Source organism: Rhizobium sp. P2_G2, assembly GCF_056403555.1.
The window spans coordinates 91,680-111,636 of sequence record NZ_JBFUFF010000007.1; the positions used below are offsets into that span (position 1 = coordinate 91,680).

Below are 19,957 nucleotides of genomic sequence, written 5' to 3' on the forward strand. Positions count from 1 at the left end.
AATCTGGGATACTGTCTGCTTGAAAAGAGGCACGACAACGACACCGCAAAGATGGCCCCCATGACCGAAACCGAACTCGCCGAAATCTATCGCAGCTACATTGCCTGCCTGAACCGCCAGGATTGGCAAAATCTCGGCCAATTCGTCGCCGGTGACGCGCGGCACAATGACCGGCCATTCGGCCTGACCGGCTATCGGCAAATGCTGGAAAAGGATTTCGACGACATTCCAGACCTGGCTTTCAATATCGAACTCCTGGTCTGCAATCCGCCGTTCATAGCCAGCCGGCTCGCCTTCGATTGCAGCCCGAAAGGCCGGTTCCTCGGTCTCGACGTGAACGGAAAGAAGGTGTCGTTCACCGAAAACGTCTTCTACAAATTCCGGGACGGCAGGATCGTTGAAGTCTGGTCGATCGTCGACAAGCAGGCGATCGAAGCCCAGCTTTAGGTGCAGCACCGCCAGACGATCCGGTCCGGATCAGAAATCGATCGCCCGGCCGTTGACCTCCCAGTCCCCGAACCGGGCAGGGTCGGCGCCGCCACGACCGCCGACTTCCTTCGGCATCTCGAACGGTTTCTCAGCCTGGCGGCGTTCCTCGGCCTCTTTCAGTGCGCGAATAGCCGCCGGCGGCAGCGGGCGCTTACCGGATTGATCATTGTCGTTGTCGGCCGTGCTCATGGCGGTCACCTCGAAGCGTATTGAACTCTCCCCCGCGTCATCCCATTCTATATGACAACAAAATCGAGAGTGCAAAACCGTGCCCCGGAGACACTTTGTTTCCCGACGCAGAGGAGAAAGGTATGAATTTCGTCCGCACCGCCATGCTGCTCGCCTTCCTGACGGCGTTGTTCATGGGCGTCGGCTTCCTGATCGGCGGCAAGAGCGGCATGTTGATCGCGCTTGTCATCGCCGCCGGCATGAACATCTTTTCCTGGTGGAATTCCGGCGACATGGTGCTGTCGTCCTATGACGCACAGGAGATCGACGAGCACAACGCGCCGGAATTCTACCGCATCATCCGCGATCTCTCGGCGCGCGCCAACCTGCCGATGCCGCGCGTCTATCTGATCAATTCCGACCAGCCGAACGCCTTTGCCACTGGCCGCAGCCCGGAAAATGCTGCCGTCGCTGCCTCGACCGGCCTGCTGCGGCGCCTCACGCCCGACGAAGTCGCCGGCGTGATGGCGCATGAGCTTGCCCATATCGAGAATCGCGACACGCTGACCATGACGATCACGGCGACGATAGCCGGCGCGATCTCGATGCTCGGCAATTTCGCCTTTTTCTTCGGTGGTTCGCGCGATGACCGCAACAATCCGTTCGGCTTCGTCGGCGTGCTGGTGGCGATGATCGTGGCGCCCTTCGCCGCCATGCTGGTGCAGATGGCGATCAGCCGCACCCGCGAATATTCCGCCGACCGGCGCGGCGCCGAGATTTCCGGCAAGCCGCTGTCGCTCGCTTCGGCGCTGCGCAGGATCGAGGCCGATGCCCATCAGATCCCCAATGAATATGCCGAGGCCAATCCGGCCACCGCGCATATGTTCATTATCAACCCGCTCTCCGGCGAGCGAATGGACAGCCTGTTTTCGACACATCCAAGCACCGAGAACCGCATCGCTGCACTTGAGGAATTGGCCAAGGAAATGCGTGGCCAGCAGCGGGTGAACCAGCCGCACGAGACGGAAAATGCGCCTGCCGGCCCCTGGGGCCGCTCGACGGAGACGCCCGCGGCTGATAAACCGGCGCCGAAACCCGCTTCGACACCCAATATCCAATGGGGTCGTGGTGACCGCAAGCCGCCGGAAGGGCCTTATTCTCCATGACCGAATCCGGGCAGCGCCCGAAACCGAAGCCGAGATCAGGCAAACCTCAAAACCGTGTATCGGAGCCCACCAAACCGGGTTATGCCGCCCGCGCGGCGGCTGCCAAGATGCTGAGCGCCGCAGTCGAGCAGAAGACGCCGCTCGACGGCATGATCGACGAAGATCATGGCAACGCCGCCTTCCGGGCACTCTCCATGCAGGATAGAGCGCTGGTGCGGGCGATCCTTAACTCCGCACTCCGGCATCTCTCCTGGATCGACGCCATCTTCGATGGATTCCTCGAAAAGCCGCTGCCGGACGGTGCAAGACATCTGCGCCACATCCTCGCTGTCGCTGCTGCACAAATCCTTTTCCTCGACGTGCCCGATCATTCCGCTGTCGATATCGCGGTCGAGCAGGCACGGCACGATCCGCGTTCGACCCGCTTCGCCAATCTCGTCAATGCTCTTCTACGCCGCCTGTCGCGCGAGAAAACGGAAGCGCTGGAGAAAGTGCGGGCCGGGACTTCCGTCTTCCCTGCCTGGTTTCGGGAGCGGCTCGAAACCGCCTATGGAGCTGACACAGCCGCCGCAATCGCTGCATCCTTCCTGGAACTCGCGCCACTCGACCTCACCATCAAGCAGAACCCTGAACATTGGGCAAACACGCTGGGCGGTACGCTGCTGCCGACCGGTTCGGTGCGGCTCGACAGTTTCGAAGGCGCGGTGACCGATCTTCCCGGTTTTACCGAGGGCGCCTGGTGGGTGCAGGATGCGGCCGCAGCCATCCCTGCCCGGCTGATGGGCGACATTGCCGGCAAGCGCGTCGCTGATCTCTGCGCCGCCCCGGGCGGCAAGACGGCACAGTTGATCGTCCAGGGAGCCGACGTCACTGCCGTCGAACAGTCGGCAAGCCGGCTCAAGCGGCTCGCAACCAATCTCGCCCGATTGCAGCTCGAAGCCAATCTCATGCAGGCGCGACTGGAAGAATTCCAGCCGGAAGAACTCTTCGATGCCGTCCTGCTCGATGCCCCCTGCTCCTCGACCGGCACCATACGCCGCCATCCCGATGTCCTCTGGACCAAGGGCCCGGCGGACATCGAAAAACTCGCCGACGTGCAGTACCGGCTGCTCGACAGCGCGCTGTCGCTGACAAAAGTCGGGGGACGAATCGTTTTCTCGAATTGTTCGCTCGATCCGCTGGAAGGCGAAGAGCTGATCGAGAAATTCCTGGCCAATCATCCCGGTATTACACGGATACCGATTTCGCAGACGGATTGGCCGGGCTTGGAACAGGCAATCAACATGCATGGCGAAATCCGCACGACGCCTGCCATGTTGGGCGGAATGGATGGTTTCTTTGCCGCCGTGCTGGCCAAGAATTAGAGATGCCGGCGCGCGCGTCCAGGACACTGCTCATTTCGCAAGATTTCCGCAAAAAAACTTTATTGCTGTGCGGATGCTCCAAAGGCGGACTTTTCGCCGCGTCGCGATTAATATTTTGATTACCATCCGAAGATATTACTAACATTCGATATGAGCGGACCGAAGCGGCCAGGAACCCTGTCACATTCTGTCGGAGAAGTTCTTCGTCGGGCCTCGCTGCGTTTTGCAGTATGGCGCGCCGATATGCTGCCGTCGCTCAAGCGCGTGCCCGACAGACTTGTCGTTGCCCCGACCGATCTTAGAGCTGCAGATTCCTTCGTCGCCGCGGAGATCGCCGAAGGCCGCTTTCCATTGGCCGGGCGGCTCCTGTCCACGGAAGGGCAGTCCCCCTTCGCCATGGAACTGCCCTCGCGGGAATTCGCCGGTCGTCTGCACAGCTTTTCATGGCTGCGGCATGTGCGGGCTTCGAAGTCAGACAGCCATGCCATTGTCGCCCGGCGGCTGGCCGAGGAATGGCTGGCCGGTCCCGGCCGCCGGGCCAGCGGCCCGGCCTGGGAGGCCGATACGGTGGCGCAGCGCGTCATTGCCTGGCTGTCGCATTCCACCGTGCTGCTGCGCAACGCCGATATCGCCTTCTATCGACGCTTCCTGCGCAGCCTGGCGACCAATGTCAGCTATCTCGAAAAGACGGCAGATTTCCTGCCCGAAGGCGAATCGCGGCTGAGGGTGCGGATCGCGCTGGCCGCGGCCTCGATGGCCATTCCGTCGTCACCGCGTGTGGTGCGGCGGGCCGCGCAGATGCTCGATGCCGAACTCGACCGGCAAATTCTTGCCGATGGCGGCCATGTCTCGCGTAATCCGCGCGCCGGCCTCGAACTCCTGCTCGACCTGCTGCCGCTCCGGCAAACCTATGTCAATCTCGGCATCGACCTGCCACCGCGGCTGATCCCGGCGATCGACCGCATGTATCCGGCGCTGCGCTTCTTCCGCCATCAGGGCGGCGAGTTGGCACTGTTCAACGGCGCCACGACGACGCTTGCCAACGAGCTGATGTCGGTGCTGCGCTATGACGAAACCGCCGGCACACCCTTCAAGGCGCTGCCACATGCGGGCTACCAGCGGCTGACCATCGGCGACACCGTGATCCTGATGGATACCGGAGTGGCGCAATCGGCGGAACTGTCGAGGACGGCCCATGCCGGCTGCCTGTCATTCGAGCTTTCGTCGGGCAAGCATCGCTACATCATCAATTCCGGTTCTCCCCGCTTTGCGGGCGATCACTACCGGCAGCTGGCGCGGGCCACCGCGGCGCATTCGACACTGACGCTCAACGACACGTCGTCCAGCCGAGTTGGCAAGGGATCGGCGGCGGGCGGCGCCTTCTCCGACGGCGTCAGCGAAGTGCTGCTGGAGCGGCACGATAGCGATGGCGACGGCGGCGGAGTGACGGCGGCGCATGACGGCTATCTCGAACTCTTCGGGCTGATCCACGAGCGCGCCATCCAGATCAATTCCACCGGCACGATGATCCGTGGCAAGGACCGGCTGAAAACCGCCGAGAACGGCGATCCCGCGGAAACATCCACGGACCAGGCCGTCATCCGTTTCCATATCCATCCGCAGATCGAGATCAAGACCGTGGATGCGCATGAAGTGCAGCTCCTGGCACCGGACGGCGAGTGCTGGACGCTGTCCTCCATCGATGTCGAACTCGCTGTCGAAGATGACGTATTCTTCGCCGATCCGAGCGGCATCCGTGCTTCCAGGCAAATCGAACTTGCCTTCGCCCCTGCACAGCTGCCGGAAGTGCAATGGGTGTTGATGAAGAAGGCCGCTCCGCATTCCTGATCTGCCGATTTGAGGGTTTTATCCCGCCTTTCGCTGTGCTAACGCCACGGCGTCCATTCACAGGCAGGAGATCATCATGGCAGTCCACTCCAAGCGCATTCCGGCACCCGATCGCGTGGAGATCAAGACGGCGCTGCTCTCCGTCTCAGACAAGAGCGGCATCGTTGAACTGGCTGCGGCGCTTGCCGGCAAAGGCGTAAAAATCCTTTCCACCGGCGGCACCTATAAGGCGCTTAGGGATGCCGGCGTGGCGGTGACCGATGTCTCCGAGGTCACCGGCTTTCCCGAGATCATGGATGGCCGGGTCAAGACGCTGCATCCCAAAGTGCATGGCGGCCTGCTCGCCATCCGCGATGACGCCGAGCACCAGGCGGCGATGACCGAACATGGTATCGGCGGCATCGATCTTGCGGTGATCAATCTCTATCCCTTCGAGGAGGTTCGGGCTCGCGGCGCTGACTATCCGGAAAGCGTCGAGAATATCGACATCGGCGGCCCGGCAATGATCCGCGCTTCTGCGAAGAACCACGCCTATGTCACTGTGCTGACCGACCCTGCCGACTATGCCGAATTCATCGCACTGCTGCAGGCCGAAGGCACTGTGCCCTATCGCTTCCGCCAGCTGATGGCCCAGAAGGCCTATGCCCGCACCGCAGCCTATGACACGGCAATTGCCAACTGGATGGCGGAGGATCTCGGCGTCGAGACGCCGCGCTACCGCACCATCGGCGGCGTCCTGCGCGAAGAAATGCGCTATGGCGAAAACCCGCACCAGAAGGCTGCCTTCTATGTCACCGGCGATACGCGCCCGGGCGTGTCGAATGCAACGCTGATCCAGGGCAAGCAGCTTTCCTACAACAATATCAACGACACGGACGCCGCCTTTGAACTGGTGGCCGAATTCGCACCGGGGAATGGCCCGGCCTGCGCAATCATCAAGCACGCCAATCCCTGCGGCGTGGCGACAGGTGCGAACCTGAAGGAGGCTTATCTCAAGGCGCTCGCCTGTGATTCCACCTCCGCCTTCGGCGGCATTATCGCGCTCAATTCGCTGCTGGACGCCGACACCGCGACCGAGATCGTCAAGCTGTTCACCGAGGTGATTATTGCCCCCGAGGTCAGCACCGAAGCCAGGGCGATCATTGCCGCCAGGCCCAACCTGCGGCTCCTCGTAACCGGCAGCCTTCCCGATCCGCGCACCGCCGGCCTGACTGCCAAGACCGTCTCCGGCGGCCTCCTGGTGCAGGCCCGCGACAATGCCGTGATCGCCGACGCCACACTCAAGGTCGTCACCAAGCGTGCGCCGACAGCGCAGGAACTCGAAGACCTGAAATTCGCCTATACGGTCGCCAAGCATGTGAAATCCAACGCCGTCGTCTATGCCAAGGATGGCCAGACCGCCGGCATCGGCGCCGGCCAAATGAGCCGCGTCGATTCCGCCCGTATCGCCGGCCTCAAGGCCGAAGAAGCGGCGAAGGCAAATAACTGGTCACAGCCGCTGACGCGCGGTTCGGCTGCGGCCTCGGAAGCCTTCTTCCCCTTCGCCGACGGGTTGCTGTCGGTGATCGGCGCCGGCGCCACGGCGGTCATCCAACCTGGCGGCTCGATGCGCGACCAGGAGGTGATCGATGCCGCCGATGCGCATGGCGTCGCCATGGTGTTTACCGGAATGCGGCATTTCCGGCATTAAGACTGTTCGCTCAAGAACTTGCGCGAAATAAAATAGCCTGCGATGAAAATCCAATCGCAGGCTATTTATTTTCCTCTTTTGCTGGATAAGGCGTAAACGCCATGATCGCCAGTCCAATGACAAAAAACGCGATCAGCGAAGCCATGCCGACGCGCGCCGATCCGGTCAACGCAATCAAGATGCTGTTGACCAGTGTGGCCATGAATCCCGTCGCGCGGCCTGAAAAGGCATAGATGCCGAAATAGCGGCCGGCTTCGTCGATGTCGACGCTACGCGCCAGGTAGGAACGCGATGAGGCCTGTGCAGGGCCGAAGACCAGGCCGATCAATGCACCATAGACAATGTAGACCTTTTCCGCCGCGGTGCCGAACAGACCGCCGCTGTCGGCGGTCGAGAGCGGCACCAGACCGAAGAGGGTGAAGCCCGGCCCGGTGGAGATATTGCCGAATGTAGCGATGATCAGGACGACGAGGCTGGCCACCACCACAGGCTTCGATCCGAGTGCGGAGTCGAGATAGCCGGCGGCCAGGCAGCCGAAGATCGCCACGGTCGCCAGCATGATGCCGTAGAGTCCGATCTCCGTCGTGCCCCAGCCGAACATGCCGGCAGCGAAGGCACCGCCCAGGAAGAGCAGGCCATTGACGCCGTCCTGATAGATCATTCGGGCGATCAGGAATTTCATCAATCCCGGCCGGTGCGACAGCCGCCGCAACGTCTCGCGAAGTTCGCCGAGCCCCTGACGAACCGCCGGCAGCAATGGCACATGCTTGGAGGAATCCGGCGTGAACAGGAACATCGGCAGGATGAAGACAAAATACCAGATCGCTGCGAGCGGCCCGGTGATGCGTGCATCTTCGCCGGTGGCGGGATCGAGACCGAAAAGCGGCGTCATGCCGATGATGATCGTCTTGCCCGTCGCCGGATTGCCGGCAAGGCAGAGCAGCACGAAGAACAGCGCGATCAGCCCGCCCGCATAGCCAAGCCCCCAGGCAATGTTTGAGATCTTGCCGATCTGCTCACTGCCGACCAGCCGCGGCATCATGGAATCGTTGAAGACGATGGAATATTCGGCGGCGATGGAAGCAACGACGATCAGAAACCCGATCAACACCACCGAACTGCCGGGCGCCGCGATCCAGAGCGCCGTGGTCGCGCCGATCTGGAAGATGGCGAAGAAACCGATCCAGAATTTGCGGTTGCCGGTGGCGTCGGCGACGGCGCCGAGCACGGGCGAGAGCACGGCGATGAACACAGCCGAAATCGTGCCGATATTGCTCCAGGCAAATGCGCCGGCCACCGGGTCGGCGACCATCCTGGCGGCAAAATAGGGGCCGAAGACGAAGGTGATCACCACTGTGAAGAAGGGTTGCGCCGCCCAGTCGAACATCATCCAGCCGAAGATGGCCAGCGGCCCGGCACGCCTGTCGCTTCTCTGAGCAATATCAGCCACTTGCTCGCCCCCTTCACTTGCCGTGGCGAACTTGGCATTTTGGCGTGAACAAGGCAAGACGAGAGCCGCATGCGACTGGCAAAAGCGCCGCAGCCGAATCCGGTTGACTTTTTGCTGCGCTGCGGCAATCAAAGGCCCGGGAGTAAGGACAAAAATATGGACAGACCAAGCCCGGCGGAAATCATCGCCATTTCCAGCCATGTCGTGCGCGGATCGGTGGGAAACCGCGCTGTTGCCTTCAGCCTCGAGACCATGGGCCATCCTGTCTGGTCGATGCCCACCGTCATCTTGCCCTGGCATCCCGGCCACGGTCGCTCGACGCGCATTCCAGTGCCGCCGGCGCAATTTTCAGCGGCGATCGATGACATCATTGCTGCCAAATGGGCCGACAGCCCCAAGGCTTTGATCACCGGCTATTTCGGCGATCCGGAACAGGTCGCGGCGGTTGCACGGCTGGCGCGCGCCTTCAAGCAACGAGACCCAAATTTCCTCTTCCTTTGCGATCCTGTCATCGGCGACTTGCAGGGGCTCTACGTGCCTGAACCAATCGCGGTGGCCATCCGCGACCAGCTGTTGCCGCTGGCCGACATTGCCACGCCGAACCGATATGAGCTCGCCTGGCTCTCCGGCGCGCCGCTCGAAACCAATACCAAAATCATGGAAGCGGCGCTGATGCTAGGACCGCGCCGCGTATTGGTTACCTCCGCCGTGCCGATGATGTCGGGCGGCGTCGGCAATCTGCTGCTCACCGACCGACTGGCGCTACTCGCCGAGCACCGCATGGTCGACAATCCGCCGAACGGCCTGGGCGACCTCACCGCGGCGCTCTTCCTGTCGCGCCTGCTCAGCGGCGAGGACGAGGAACGGGCTTTGCAGATGACCACCGCGGCGGTGTTCGAAATCCTCGCCCGCTCGGTCAAGCGCGGCGCCGACGAGCTTATGCTGTCGGAAGACTATTCGAGTTTTGCCACACCGATGGCGATGGTCCAGCTCCGCCATCTCATGCATCCGTCCCGCGCGAAAAAGAGGTAGCAGAAAGGAAGTCCCATGAGTTCGTTTCCCGATCATTTGCTCAACGGCTATCGCTCTTTCATGAACGGCCGCTATTCGGCCGAATCGAATCGATATCGCTCGCTCGCGTCCGAGGGCCAGGAGCCGCGGACGATGATGATTGCCTGTTGCGACTCGCGCTCCGCGCCGGAGACGATCTTCGACTGCGGCCCGGGCGAACTGTTCGTCGTCCGCAACGTCGCCAATATGGTGCCGCCCTACGGTCCGGACGAGCACTATCACGGCACCTCGTCAGCGCTGGAATTCGCCATACAGGGGCTCAGAATCCGCGAGATCGTCGTCATGGGCCATGGACGCTGTGGCGGCATCCGCGCGGCGCTCAACAACGATGGGGAACCGCTGTCGCCGGGCAATTTCATCGGCAAATGGATGAGCCTGCTGCGGCCGGCCGCCGAAGAGGTGACGCAATACAAATTCATGACCCCGGCTGAGCGGCAGCGGGCGCTGGAGCGCATCTCGATCCGCAATTCGATCGAGAACCTCCGGACATTTCCGGATATCGCAGCACTGGAAAAGCGCGGTGAGCTGGCGATCTACGGCGCCTGGTTCGACATCTCCACCGGTGAGCTCTGGATAATGGACCCGGAGACCGGCGATTTCAGCCGCCCACAGCTGGCAGAGGAGACAGTGTCGGAGGAAGGCGAGGGGTAGTTCGGGATTGGTTCTTCGAGGCTTTTCCGGCTACGCCATAAACGCCTCTCACGAAATCAAGCAACATAGGCCACCAAGCAAAATCGCCCGCGCTATCAGCGCGGGCGATTTTGCATATTCAATCTGACGAAGCCCGAGAAACCGGCCCGCCTAACTCACTCGCCCTTCGTGTCCCCATCGATCTGGGCACCCATGATGGCGATCGCCTGCTGGTAGACGGCAGCATCGTTCCAGCCCTTGATGGCGGCGAAATTCGGTTGGCCCTTCTGATAGCCGGCGCCGGCGCGCCAGCCATGGCCGTGCAAGAGGTTGGCCGTCGAAGCAAGCGCGTCGGCCTTGGAACCGATCAGGTCGATGCGGCCGTTGCCATCGCCATCGACGCCATAAGTGAGCACGTTCTTCGGCAGGAACTGTGTCTGGCCGATTTCGCCATGGGCGGCACCGCGCGACGCTGTCGAGATCGTACCTTGTTCGGTGAGCTTCAGCGCCGCATAGAACTGGTCGGTGAAATAGGGGCTGCGGCGGCAATCGAAGGCGAGCGTTGCCACGGCGGACAAGGTGTTCTCGTGGCCCATATAGCTGCCGAAGCCGGTCTCCATGCCCCAGATGGCGATCAGCGGACCCGCCGGAACGCCGAAGCGCTTCTCGATCGAAGCGAACAGCGCCGCATTCGCGCGCTTGATCTGCCGGCCACGGGCAACGATGGTGGACGAGCCACGCTTGCGCATGAATTCGTCCAGCGACAGCTTGAACGAATGCTGGCCGCGGTCCGCACGGATCGTCGCCTTATTGTAGATGATGGCGGCCATGACCCGGTCGAGCGTCTGCTTGTTGATGCCCTTTCCCGCAGCCTCGGCGGAAAACTCGGTCTTCCATTCGTCGAAGCCGGCAGATGTCTTGCTGCAGGACGCGGCAAGCGCGCCGGAGGTCATGGAGAAAGAAGCAGCGAGAAATGCGAATGCGACAGCAAGTTTTCGTGTCGTGATCATGATGTCCTCTATTGTCGATCCGGCCGTCACGGGTCGAATCGCCCGAACTGAAGATTAGCCTGCCCTAAATTTTTCAAAGGATAAACCCGCCAAGCAGACGTTTGCCGGGCGGGTTTTATTCATCCCTACTGGATTCAGGCTGCCTTGGCGGCCTTTATCAGGCCACGGTTAACAAGAAGTTCCGCGATCTGGATGGCGTTGAGCGCCGCACCCTTGCGCAGATTGTCCGAGACGATCCACATATTCAGGCCGTTCTCGACCGTCGCATCTTCGCGAATGCGCGAAATAAAGGTCGCATCCTCACCGGCGCTTTCATATGGCGTGATGTAGCCGCCGTTCTCATGCTTGTCGATCACCTGGCAACCGGGTGCGTCACGCAGAATCTCGCGGGCTTCCTCGGCAGTGATCTCGCGCTCGAACTCGATATTGACCGATTCCGAATGGCCGATGAACACCGGCACGCGCACGGCCGTGCAGGTCACCTTGATCGAGGGATCGAGGATCTTCTTGGTCTCGGCCAGCACCTTCCATTCTTCCTTGGTATAGCCGTCTTCCATGAAGACATCGATATGGGGGATGACGTTGAAGGCGATGCGCTTGGTGAACTTCTTCGATTCGATCGGATCGGCGACGAACACGGCGCGGGTCTGGTTGAAGAGCTCGTCCATGCCATCCTTGCCGGCGCCGGACACGGACTGATAGGTCGAAACGACGAGGCGCTTGATCTTGGCATGGTCATGCAGCGGCTTCAGCGCTACCACGAGCTGGGCAGTCGAGCAATTCGGGTTGGCAATGATGTTCTTCTTGCGGAAGTTGACCACCGCATCCGGATTGACCTCCGGCACGACCAGCGGCACTTCGGCGTCGTAGCGCCATGCCGAGGAATTGTCGATGACGATGCAGCCCTGCTGGCCGATCTTCGGCGACCACTTCATCGATACTGCGCCGCCAGCCGACATCAAGCAGATGTCCGTGCCCTTGAAGTCGTAGTTTTCGAGATTCTTAACCGTCAGCGTCTTGTCGCCATAGGAAACCTCGGTTCCATGCGAGCGCGCAGAGGCAAGCGCCACGACCTCGTCGGCCGGGAAATCGCGCTCGGCGAGGATGTTGAGCATTTCGCGCCCGACATTGCCGGTGGCGCCTACGACTGCAATCTTGAAACCCATTGTGATCGTCTCTTTCTTTTCTCTCCACCGGTTGATGAGATCGGACCTTGATCGCCAAAACCGCGTCAGGTCCCGCTCCCGGCCTTGAGCCGGGGAGAGAGCGGCGGGCCAGGAACGTCAGACGGTTTTCGTCGTCGTTTTGGTGGCCCTGGTTTTGTATTCAGGAGAAAAAAGCGAACCTGCGCCGGACATGACGTCCGAACGGTACATGGAAACCGGCGCTCTCAAGCAACCCGTCATGAAGTGGTCCCTTTCAACGGGATTTCCTGTAGCGTGTTTTCCCGGCAAGTCAAGGGAAAAGCCAGCCATCAACGCCGCCAGGCAGTCGCCAATGACCGGGAACCATAGGCATACGCCGCAATTGCCATGATCCATATGCCGCCAGCTCGGGATCATTCGCATGGCAAAGTTTGCAAAAGGCGATCATGTCACCTGAAATTCGGAGGCCGGATGTCAGGACTGCCCCAACCGCGTCAGCGCGCCCTGCAGCGGCGCATCGGATATGTGGATGAAACCCGCATAGGGATTGTCCATGTCGGAGATCGCGAAAATGGCGCCGGCCACCGACAAGGCGCAGATCGTGTTGATGATCATCACCGTGGCGTTCGGGGGCGCCTGCAGCCCAAAGGTCCCGAACAGCAATGCGAGCCAGAAGATCAGAACGACGAAGAATCCCCATGGCAGGCCCTCGTCCGCGGTCTCAACCTGCAGCCAATGGCCTTCGGCTATTTTTCCCGACACGTCGAGCGCCCGGCTCTGGAGAAATTTTCGGGCATGGTCCTGCGGGTCGAGCGACCGAAGGCCGGCCTGAATGGTTTCAATGTCCTGAAATTCCGGTGGCGTCCCGGCCCCTACCTGATCGCTCGTTTGGATGCTCCAACCGCGGTCGAGCCGGTTCTGGATGAGCTTGCGCAGCAGGAGCCTGGTGTCATGGGTTTCCGATCCATATTGCGCCATGACGCGATCGAGGAGGACAATGTTGGCCGCCGTTGCCTTGAGGTCGCGCTCGGCATCGTCATAAGCGGTTTTGGCCGAAGCGATCAACAGGCCAAGGGCCAGCGCTGCGAGCGTTCCGACAACCGCCGTTGCCAGCTGCATCACCTCTTTCGAATCCGTATTGAGGTGATGCGCCGGAAGCCGATCGCGAACGGCCATGCCGGCTGACATCGACAATCCGAGGATCACGAAGACACATGAGGCCAATAACAATGCGTTCATTGCGGTCCTGCTTCATTGATTTGATCGTCCGCCGCGCTGATGCGAGCGGCTGGCCAGCGGCTTGGCGAGATGTCTTTAGCCTAGCGCAGGCAGCATGCTTCAAGCTTTCCGGGCTGGCATAGAGGCGTCCAGGAAAAACCGGTCCGCACTGGGCTTCCGAGGCGTTGTGATGACAAGGATTGTTGCCTGCAGGAGCCATCCGTTTCCATCCCGCACTGCACCTAAGACTTTCGTCATAAGCATAAAGCAAGGCTGCCGCGTGCGGCCGAATTCTGCCATCTTTTTGCAATCCGCGCAGAGGAAAGCCTTGAGGAGGGTTGCTGCGCCGGCACTTTGGAGGATTTGCAATGGCAGACATGACCATGTCCATGGCCCAATCGCGGCCCATGTCGTCGGAGGAGAAGAAGGTCATCTTCGCCTCCTCCCTCGGCACCGTCTTCGAATGGTACGACTTCTATCTTTACGGCTCGCTCGGTACCTATATCGGCTTCGCCTTCTTCAACTCCTATCCGGAAACGACCCGTAACATTTTCGTTTTGCTCGCCTTTGCCGCGGGCTTCCTGGTGCGGCCTTTCGGCGCCCTGGTGTTCGGACGCCTGGGGGACCTGGTCGGCCGCAAATACACCTTCCTGGTCACGATCCTGATCATGGGTTCGTCTACCTTCCTGGTCGGTCTCCTGCCCGGCGCGGCCACGCTCGGCATCGCCGCCCCGATCATCCTGATCGCGCTTCGCCTGTTGCAGGGCCTTGCACTCGGTGGCGAATATGGCGGTGCGGCGACCTACGTTGCCGAACATGCGCCCGATAGCCGACGCGGCTTCTATACGTCCTGGATCCAGACGACCGCGACAATGGGCCTGTTCCTGTCGCTGATCGTCATCCTGCTCGTGCAGTTCATGATGAGCAAGGACGGCTTCGCCGAATGGGGCTGGCGCATTCCCTTTATCGTTTCATCGATCCTGCTGGGTATCTCGGTCTGGATTCGCATGCGGATGAACGAATCGCCTGTCTTCAAGCGCATGAAGGAAGAAGGCACACATTCCAAGGCGCCCCTGACCGAGGCTTTCGGCCAGTGGAAAAACGCCAGGATTGCGCTGCTCGCCTTGTTCGGCGCCGTCGCCGGCCAGGCCGTCGTCTGGTATGGCGGCCAGTTCTACGCGCTGTTCTTCTTGCAGAACGTGCTGAAGATCGACCTCGCCTCGGCCAACATCATGGTCGCGGTGGCTCTCGGCCTCGGCGCGATCTTCTTCGTCGTGTTCGGCTGGCTGTCAGACAAGATCGGCCGCAAGCCGATCATCATGCTCGGCCTGTTGCTTGCCGCCGTCACCTATTTCCCGCTGTTCAAGGCGCTGACCTGGGCCGGCAATCCGGCACTCTACACCGCCCAGCAGACCATCCATGCGACGGTGACCGCTGATCCGGCAGATTGCTCGTTCCAGTTCAACATGACCGGCACCAGCAAGTTCACCACGTCGTGCGACGTGGCGACTGCCTTCCTTGCCAAGAACTCGGTCTCGTATACCGTGGCGCCAGCCGCAGCCGGCACGGTGGCCTCCGTCAAGATCGGCGATGCGACAATCCCGAGTTTCGTCAACACAGGCGCCGACGCCAAGGCCAACACGGCCAAATTCGAAAAGGCGGCATTCACGGCGCTGAAGACCGCTGGCTATCCGCTCACCCGTGCTCCCGCCCAGGTGGCTGAACCGAAGATCGCCGCCTTCGTCGCTGCCAATCCCGAACTCGGCCTTGACGAAGCCAAGGTCAAGGCCACGGCGCCGGAGACCATGTCGGCCGCCAAACTGATCCGCGAAAAGATCATGACCGCGGCGGATCTCAACGGTACGGCCAGCCTGCCCGTCTACAAGGTGCCGGGCGGCGGTGACTTCAAAATCTATGCCGATCCGGCGCAGGTCAATTGGTTCCAGTGCATCGCCATCCTCTTCGTGCTGGTGATCTACGTGACCATGGTCTACGGCCCGATCGCGGCCATGCTGGTGGAAATGTTCCCGACCCGCATCCGCTATAGCGGCATGTCGCTGCCCTATCATGTCGGCAATGGCTGGTTCGGTGGCCTTCTTCCGGCGATCGTCTTCGCACTCAGCGCCGCGAAGGGCGATATCTACTACGGTCTCTGGTATCCGATCGTCATCGCAGTCATGAGCCTGGTGATCGGCACGCTCTTCCTGCGCGAGACGAAGAACAACAACATTCATACGATCTGAGTTCTCCCGCCCCCAGACTTACCCGGCGCGAGCGATCGCGCCGGGTTTTTATATCCGCGCCATCCGTTTTCCACCGCTGCCGTCGAACAGGATGCCAAAGCGGGAAAACAGCAAGGCCGTGGCGAACGAAAACCACATGCCGAAGGCAAAGCCCGCCGTAACGTCACTTGGAAAATGCGCGCCGACGAAGACGCGCGTCAATGCGAAGCAAAAACCCAACACCAGCAGTGGCCAGCGAAAGCGCGGAAAAAGCAGCGACAGCGCCATGAACAGCGCGCCATTCACCGTCGAATGGCCCGATGGAAAGCTCTCCAGGTTGAAATTCCAGCTCAGGGGGTGCATGGAAAACAGCCCATCCTCGGCAAAGAGCACGGGTCTCGGCCGCCCGATCACCCGCTTGACCGTGTTGACGATCAGGGAGGCAAGGCCAACCGAGACAAGGATATAGATGGCGATCGGAATGAGGCGCGCCGCAATCTGTCCGCCGCGAGCACTCTTTGACAATTTTTGAAAAGCCCGGGCACCGACAACCACCAACGTTGCCAGCGTGAGTATCCACCACGAACGGCCGACATCCGTCACATGCGCGGCAGGATCGGCGAGCCAGGCCGGCCAGTGGCCATAGAGCCGACCTGCGATCGGATCCAGGAACAGGAAGGCAGCGGCCACCAGAACAACAGCCGCCAGGAATGGAAAGAGCACCGGCACAGGCCGATGCTCCGCTTGCGTGGCGCGATAGCGATCTCTGTAGAGTGCAAGAAGACCGGGCTTTTTCTCTGTCATTGCAGAGATATGCGTCGGCCTTCCGGCAAATCAAGCAGAGAGTTTGAGGAATTCCGCCAGGATCGTATCGCCCATCTCGGTTGTGCCGACCTTCTTGGCACCTTCCGACATGATGTCGCCGGTGCGGATGCCCTGGTCGAGCACATTGGCGATGGCCTTTTCCAGCGTGTCGGCTTCCTTGATCATGTTGAAGGAATAGCGCAGGCACATGGCAAACGAGGCGATCATGGCGATCGGGTTGGCGATACCCTGGCCGGCAATGTCGGGCGCCGAACCATGCACCGGCTCGTACATCGCCTTGCGCTTGCCGGTCTTCGGATCGGGGGCGCCGAGCGACGCCGACGGCAGCATGCCGAGCGAGCCGGTCAGCATGGCGGCGATGTCGGAGAGCATATCGCCGAACAGATTGTCGGTGACGATGACGTCGAACTGCTTCGGCCAACGCACCAGCTGCATGCCACCGGCATCGGCGAGCATGTGGTCGAGCTGAACGTCGGGATATTTGGCCTTGTGCGTCTGGGTTACGACTTCGTTCCAAAGAACCCCGGACTTCATCACGTTGCGCTTTTCCATCGAGCAGACTTTATTGTTGCGCGTACGCGCCAACTCGAAGGCGACCGAGGAAATGCGTTCGATCTCGAACGTGTCATAGACCTGGGTATCGATGCCGCGCTTCTGGCCGTTGCCGAGATCGATGATCTCCTTGGGCGAGCCGAAATAGACGCCACCGGTCAATTCGCGGACGATGAGGATGTCGAGGCCTTCGACCACATCGGGCTTGAGCGACGAAGCGTTGGCGAGCGCCGGATAGCAGATCGCCGGCCGCAGATTGGCGAACAGCGCCAGATCCTTGCGCAGCCGGAGCAACCCGGCCTCGGGCCGCACGTCATAGGGCACGCCATCCCATTTCGGGCCGCCGACGGCGCCGAACAGAACCGCATCGGCGGCGAGCGCCTTGGCCATATCCTCTTCCGAAATCGCCTTGCCATGCGCATCATAGGCCGAGCCGCCGACGAGACCTTCATCGGTCTCGAAACCCGCGCCGAACTTTTCGTTCATCGCGGCGATGATCTTGCGGACTTCCGCCATGGTTTCCTTGCCGATGCCGTCACCGGGCAGCAGAAAAAGCGTGCGTGACATTGCCAGACTTTCTGAAGGTTGGAGTTGAGGCTGGCGTCTCTTAGTCCGCAACATCCGGGTTTTCAAGCCGATGCGAGGATTTGCAGTACGCTCTTGTCAGACGTTACCGCCTCGAATATAGTTGTAGTATACAACTATATTCGAGGTCCCGCCGTGAATGCCGCCCTGACCCGTGCCGATATCCTTTCCGTCCGCGATGCCTCCCGGCGCATGGTGCGAGACCTCGGCTTCATGCGGCCGACCCTCGCCGAGACCGATCTTTCGCCATCCGCCGTGCACGCCATCATCGAGATCGGCAACCATGTTGGTTTGACGGCCGGAGAACTCGGTCAGACGCTGCGACTGGAGAAATCCACGATCAGCCGTATGTTGGCACGACTTGTCGATCGCGGGCTGATCTCGGAAATCGCAAGCGAGACCGATGGCCGCGCAAAAATCCTGATGCTGACCCCGTCCGGCCGAGCGCTGCTCGCCGATATCGACCGATACGCCAACACACGTGTCGACCGCGCGCTGAATTCGCTGGAAGACCATGCGCGGACGCAAGTGATCGATGGGCTTTCCGCCTATGCCGGTGCACTGAGCATGACACGCGGTGACGGGGTTTCACGGACGGACAAGAAGGTTGAAATCGTCCCTGGTTTTCTGCCGGGCGCCATTGGCCGCGTTGCCGAAATGCATGGTCGCTACTATGCCGACGACTGGAATTTTCCGCCCGTCTTCGAAGCCAAGGTCGCGAGCGGCCTCGCCGATTTCGTTCCCCGCCTGGATCGTCCCGGCAACCAGATGTGGCTTGCCGTCGAGACCGGCCAGATCAAGGGCTCGATCGCCATCGATGGCGAAGACCTGGGTGATGGCAAGGCACATCTGCGCTGGGTAATCGTCGAGGACGATTTGCGCGGGACGGGCACCGGACGAAAGCTCGTGGCCGAGGCGGTGAAATTCTGCGATGCGTACGGGTTTCCGGAGATTCACCTCTGGACGTTCCGGGGATTGGATGCAGCGCGAAAGCTTTATGAGTCCTTTGGGTTTGAACTGGCGGAGGAGTGGCGGGGGACGCAATGGGGTTTCGATCTGCCGGAGCAGCGGTTCGTGCGGAAGGTGCCGGCGGCCATGTAGGTGCGCCTGCCGGGTCTGTTTCGGCGCTTGGCCGGACCCTTCGAGGCTTTTCCGACTGTGTCGAAAAAGCGCCTCATGACGCGAAGCGGAATGAGGCCTTGAAGGGTCCACCGTGCGAGTGACCCAATGAGGGTGGACGCAGGCGGATGAACCGTTATCATTCCATATTTGCAGAGGCGCAGTTGATCAGGTCCGCGATTTGCCTCCTGGTGAGAAAACGCTTCGGTACGATATAGATGACTCGCGGCGTCGGATAGAACAACAGCATAGCGTCGTTTTCCGCGTGATCGGCCATGTCCTTCCACGGAAGTCGAGCGCTGCCGAGTTCGCCGAAAAACTGTATTTCCTGCTCCGACCAGGAATACACGATCGGGCCAAGAAATGCCTTGCTTTGGGAAAACCGTTTCCGTGCAGTTGCCGGAACAAAGAAGAAATAGGCCAAAACCAGCCTGATGTACAAGGCCGCCATAACGATGACAATGAAGACCATTGGGTTCGGGGGCAACTGGCCGTCCAGCAGTCCGATCACCGCCAGTCCCATGAGAATACCAACTGCCGCGTATCGCCACCATATCCCCGGCTTCTTGTACCATCGGATCATGCTTAACTGAGATGCTCGAACGAAATCGTCCGGCGTGAGAGTTAAGGTGACGGATCTGTCGACAGCGACATCCTGGTCCATACTTCTCCTATCTATGCCCAAAAATCGCCGAACCGACCCGCACGCTGGTCGCACCGAAACCGATCGCCGTCTCGAAATCCCCCGACATGCCCATGGACAGTTTCGCTACACCGCATTCTCGCGCCAGCTTGCCAAGCAGGGCGAAATGCGGCCCCGGATTTTCATCCGCCGGCGGAATGCACATGAGCCCTTCAATTCTGAGGGAAAGTTCGTCGCGGCAGAATGTGACAAAAGCGAGCGTGTCATCCGGGGCAATCCCCGCCTTCTGCGGCTCCAGGCCGGTATTGACCTGGACATAGAGTTTTGGCGCCTTGCCTTGTTTGTCGATCTCCGCCTTGATGGTGCGGGCGATCTTCTCTCGATCGACGGTCTCGATGACGTCGAACAGCGCCACCGCATCCACCGCCTTGTTGGATTGCAACGGTCCGATCAGGTGTAACTCAATGTCCGGAAACTGTGCTTTCAGCGCCGGCCATTTGCCCTCGGCCTCTTGCACCCGGTTTTCACCATAAAACCGGTGTCCGGTTTCGAGCACCGGCAGGATATGCTCGGCCGAAAAAGTCTTGGTCACGGCGACGAGGTCGGCACGATCCTGGCATCCCGCCTCTTCCGCCGCCTTTTCCATCCTCGCCTTGACTTCGTTGAACTGTTCGACGACCGACATGTCATACTCCCAAACTTCTGGTTTCTCCGTAGCGGAACCACCATATGATTGCCAAGACCGGGGCCGATCCATTCCGC

General features: G+C 60.8%; 18 protein-coding genes. 9 read left to right on the plus strand and 9 right to left on the minus strand.

The genetic code is table 11. The features are described from left to right. Positions 1-60: 60 nt before the first annotated feature. Positions 61-447, plus strand: coding sequence for an ester cyclase (locus tag AC1D06_RS08645; protein ID WP_477985918.1), 387 nt, complete (start codon positions 61-63; stop codon positions 445-447). 30 nt (positions 448-477) lie between these two features. On the opposite strand, the gene AC1D06_RS08650 is transcribed toward AC1D06_RS08645, so the two are convergent. Continuing rightward, complete coding sequence (locus AC1D06_RS08650; protein ID WP_477874763.1) at positions 478-678, minus strand: DUF1674 domain-containing protein; 201 nt, start codon at positions 676-678, stop codon at positions 478-480. Between the two features lie 122 nt (positions 679-800). Between AC1D06_RS08650 and htpX the strand changes: the two genes are divergently transcribed. From htpX to purH, 4 genes are all read left to right on the plus strand, one after another. After that, positions 801-1,823 (plus strand): zinc metalloprotease HtpX, encoded by a 1,023-nt coding sequence (gene htpX / locus AC1D06_RS08655; RefSeq protein WP_477985919.1) that lies wholly within the window; start codon positions 801-803, stop codon positions 1,821-1,823. Next, positions 1,820-3,187 carry an RsmB/NOP family class I SAM-dependent RNA methyltransferase gene (locus AC1D06_RS08660; protein WP_477985920.1) on the plus strand — a complete coding sequence of 456 codons (1,368 nt, stop codon included), beginning with the start codon at positions 1,820-1,822 and terminating at the stop codon, positions 3,185-3,187. The genes htpX and AC1D06_RS08660 overlap by 4 nt, the downstream gene beginning before the upstream one ends. Positions 3,188-3,430: 243 nt before the next feature. After that, a complete protein-coding gene (locus tag AC1D06_RS08665; protein WP_477985921.1) occupies positions 3,431-5,035 on the plus strand; it encodes a heparinase II/III family protein in 1,605 nt (534 codons plus the stop codon). Between the two features lie 76 nt (positions 5,036-5,111). After that, the gene (purH, locus tag AC1D06_RS08670; RefSeq protein ID WP_477985922.1) at positions 5,112-6,725 is read left to right on the plus strand and encodes a bifunctional phosphoribosylaminoimidazolecarboxamide formyltransferase/IMP cyclohydrolase; all 1,614 of its coding nucleotides are present in this window, start codon (positions 5,112-5,114) and stop codon (positions 6,723-6,725) included. A gap of 61 nt (positions 6,726-6,786) precedes the next feature. On the opposite strand, the gene AC1D06_RS08675 is transcribed toward purH, so the two are convergent. After that, positions 6,787-8,175 (minus strand): MFS transporter, encoded by a 1,389-nt coding sequence (locus tag AC1D06_RS08675; RefSeq protein ID WP_477985923.1) that lies wholly within the window; start codon positions 8,173-8,175, stop codon positions 6,787-6,789. Between the two features lie 156 nt (positions 8,176-8,331). Here AC1D06_RS08675 and pdxY point away from each other — a divergent pair, with 156 nt between their 5' ends. Next, entirely contained in the window at positions 8,332-9,207 is an 876-nt protein-coding gene (gene pdxY / locus AC1D06_RS08680) for a pyridoxal kinase PdxY (RefSeq protein WP_477874753.1), read from the plus strand. 15 nt (positions 9,208-9,222) lie between these two features. After that, a complete protein-coding gene (locus AC1D06_RS08685; protein ID WP_477874751.1) occupies positions 9,223-9,897 on the plus strand; it encodes a carbonic anhydrase in 675 nt (224 codons plus the stop codon). Positions 9,898-10,052: 155 nt separating this feature from the next. Here AC1D06_RS08685 and AC1D06_RS08690 read toward each other — a convergent pair whose 3' ends face one another. The 3 genes from AC1D06_RS08690 to AC1D06_RS08700 form a co-directional block, all read right to left on the minus strand. Further along, positions 10,053-10,886 carry a lytic murein transglycosylase gene (locus tag AC1D06_RS08690; RefSeq protein ID WP_477874749.1) on the minus strand — a complete coding sequence of 278 codons (834 nt, stop codon included), beginning with the start codon at positions 10,884-10,886 and terminating at the stop codon, positions 10,053-10,055. 134 nt (positions 10,887-11,020) lie between these two features. Continuing rightward, positions 11,021-12,052 carry an aspartate-semialdehyde dehydrogenase gene (locus AC1D06_RS08695; RefSeq protein WP_477985924.1) on the minus strand — a complete coding sequence of 344 codons (1,032 nt, stop codon included), beginning with the start codon at positions 12,050-12,052 and terminating at the stop codon, positions 11,021-11,023. Between the two features lie 453 nt (positions 12,053-12,505). Then, positions 12,506-13,270, minus strand: a complete 765-nt coding sequence (locus AC1D06_RS08700) for a bestrophin-like domain (protein ID WP_477985925.1) — start codon at positions 13,268-13,270, stop codon at positions 12,506-12,508. A 347-nt stretch (positions 13,271-13,617) separates the two neighbouring features. Between AC1D06_RS08700 and AC1D06_RS08705 the strand changes: the two genes are divergently transcribed. After that, a complete protein-coding gene (locus AC1D06_RS08705; protein ID WP_477985926.1) occupies positions 13,618-15,492 on the plus strand; it encodes an MFS transporter in 1,875 nt (624 codons plus the stop codon). 48 nt (positions 15,493-15,540) lie between these two features. Here the strand turns inward: AC1D06_RS08705 and AC1D06_RS08710 are convergent, their stop codons facing one another. Both AC1D06_RS08710 and leuB read right to left on the minus strand, forming a co-directional pair. After that, positions 15,541-16,275 carry a phosphatase PAP2 family protein gene (locus AC1D06_RS08710; RefSeq protein ID WP_477985927.1) on the minus strand — a complete coding sequence of 245 codons (735 nt, stop codon included), beginning with the start codon at positions 16,273-16,275 and terminating at the stop codon, positions 15,541-15,543. Between the two features lie 30 nt (positions 16,276-16,305). Then, positions 16,306-17,415 carry a 3-isopropylmalate dehydrogenase gene (leuB, locus tag AC1D06_RS08715; protein ID WP_477985928.1) on the minus strand — a complete coding sequence of 370 codons (1,110 nt, stop codon included), beginning with the start codon at positions 17,413-17,415 and terminating at the stop codon, positions 16,306-16,308. Positions 17,416-17,568: 153 nt separating this feature from the next. Here leuB and AC1D06_RS08720 point away from each other — a divergent pair, with 153 nt between their 5' ends. Continuing rightward, positions 17,569-18,534 (plus strand): bifunctional helix-turn-helix transcriptional regulator/GNAT family N-acetyltransferase, encoded by a 966-nt coding sequence (locus AC1D06_RS08720; RefSeq protein ID WP_477985929.1) that lies wholly within the window; start codon positions 17,569-17,571, stop codon positions 18,532-18,534. Positions 18,535-18,691: 157 nt separating this feature from the next. Here the strand turns inward: AC1D06_RS08720 and AC1D06_RS08725 are convergent, their stop codons facing one another. Together AC1D06_RS08725 and AC1D06_RS08730 are read right to left on the minus strand one after the other, a co-directional pair. Then, positions 18,692-19,216, minus strand: a complete 525-nt coding sequence (locus AC1D06_RS08725) for a YcxB family protein (protein ID WP_477985930.1) — start codon at positions 19,214-19,216, stop codon at positions 18,692-18,694. 7 nt (positions 19,217-19,223) lie between these two features. Then, the gene (locus AC1D06_RS08730) at positions 19,224-19,880 is read right to left on the minus strand and encodes a YggS family pyridoxal phosphate-dependent enzyme (RefSeq protein WP_477985931.1); all 657 of its coding nucleotides are present in this window, start codon (positions 19,878-19,880) and stop codon (positions 19,224-19,226) included. Between the last annotated feature and the right edge of the window lie 77 nt (positions 19,881-19,957).

Coding starts and splice junctions, on each gene's coding strand:
- AC1D06_RS08710 (WP_477985927.1), bottom strand. CDS start 16,275: ATGACAGAGAAAAAGCCCGGTCTTCTTGCACTCTACAGAGATCGCTAT.
- AC1D06_RS08725 (WP_477985930.1), bottom strand. CDS start 19,216: ATGGACCAGGATGTCGCTGTCGACAGATCCGTCACCTTAACTCTCACG.
- AC1D06_RS08690 (WP_477874749.1), bottom strand. CDS start 10,886: ATGATCACGACACGAAAACTTGCTGTCGCATTCGCATTTCTCGCTGCT.
- AC1D06_RS08685 (WP_477874751.1), top strand. CDS start 9,223: ATGAGTTCGTTTCCCGATCATTTGCTCAACGGCTATCGCTCTTTCATG.
- htpX (WP_477985919.1), top strand. CDS start 801: ATGAATTTCGTCCGCACCGCCATGCTGCTCGCCTTCCTGACGGCGTTG.
- AC1D06_RS08650 (WP_477874763.1), bottom strand. CDS start 678: ATGAGCACGGCCGACAACGACAATGATCAATCCGGTAAGCGCCCGCTG.
- AC1D06_RS08700 (WP_477985925.1), bottom strand. CDS start 13,270: ATGAACGCATTGTTATTGGCCTCATGTGTCTTCGTGATCCTCGGATTG.
- AC1D06_RS08730 (WP_477985931.1), bottom strand. CDS start 19,880: ATGTCGGTCGTCGAACAGTTCAACGAAGTCAAGGCGAGGATGGAAAAG.
- pdxY (WP_477874753.1), top strand. CDS start 8,332: ATGGACAGACCAAGCCCGGCGGAAATCATCGCCATTTCCAGCCATGTC.
- AC1D06_RS08695 (WP_477985924.1), bottom strand. CDS start 12,052: ATGGGTTTCAAGATTGCAGTCGTAGGCGCCACCGGCAATGTCGGGCGC.
- AC1D06_RS08705 (WP_477985926.1), top strand. CDS start 13,618: ATGGCAGACATGACCATGTCCATGGCCCAATCGCGGCCCATGTCGTCG.
- purH (WP_477985922.1), top strand. CDS start 5,112: ATGGCAGTCCACTCCAAGCGCATTCCGGCACCCGATCGCGTGGAGATC.
- AC1D06_RS08660 (WP_477985920.1), top strand. CDS start 1,820: ATGACCGAATCCGGGCAGCGCCCGAAACCGAAGCCGAGATCAGGCAAA.
- AC1D06_RS08665 (WP_477985921.1), top strand. CDS start 3,431: ATGCTGCCGTCGCTCAAGCGCGTGCCCGACAGACTTGTCGTTGCCCCG.
- AC1D06_RS08645 (WP_477985918.1), top strand. CDS start 61: ATGACCGAAACCGAACTCGCCGAAATCTATCGCAGCTACATTGCCTGC.
- leuB (WP_477985928.1), bottom strand. CDS start 17,415: ATGTCACGCACGCTTTTTCTGCTGCCCGGTGACGGCATCGGCAAGGAA.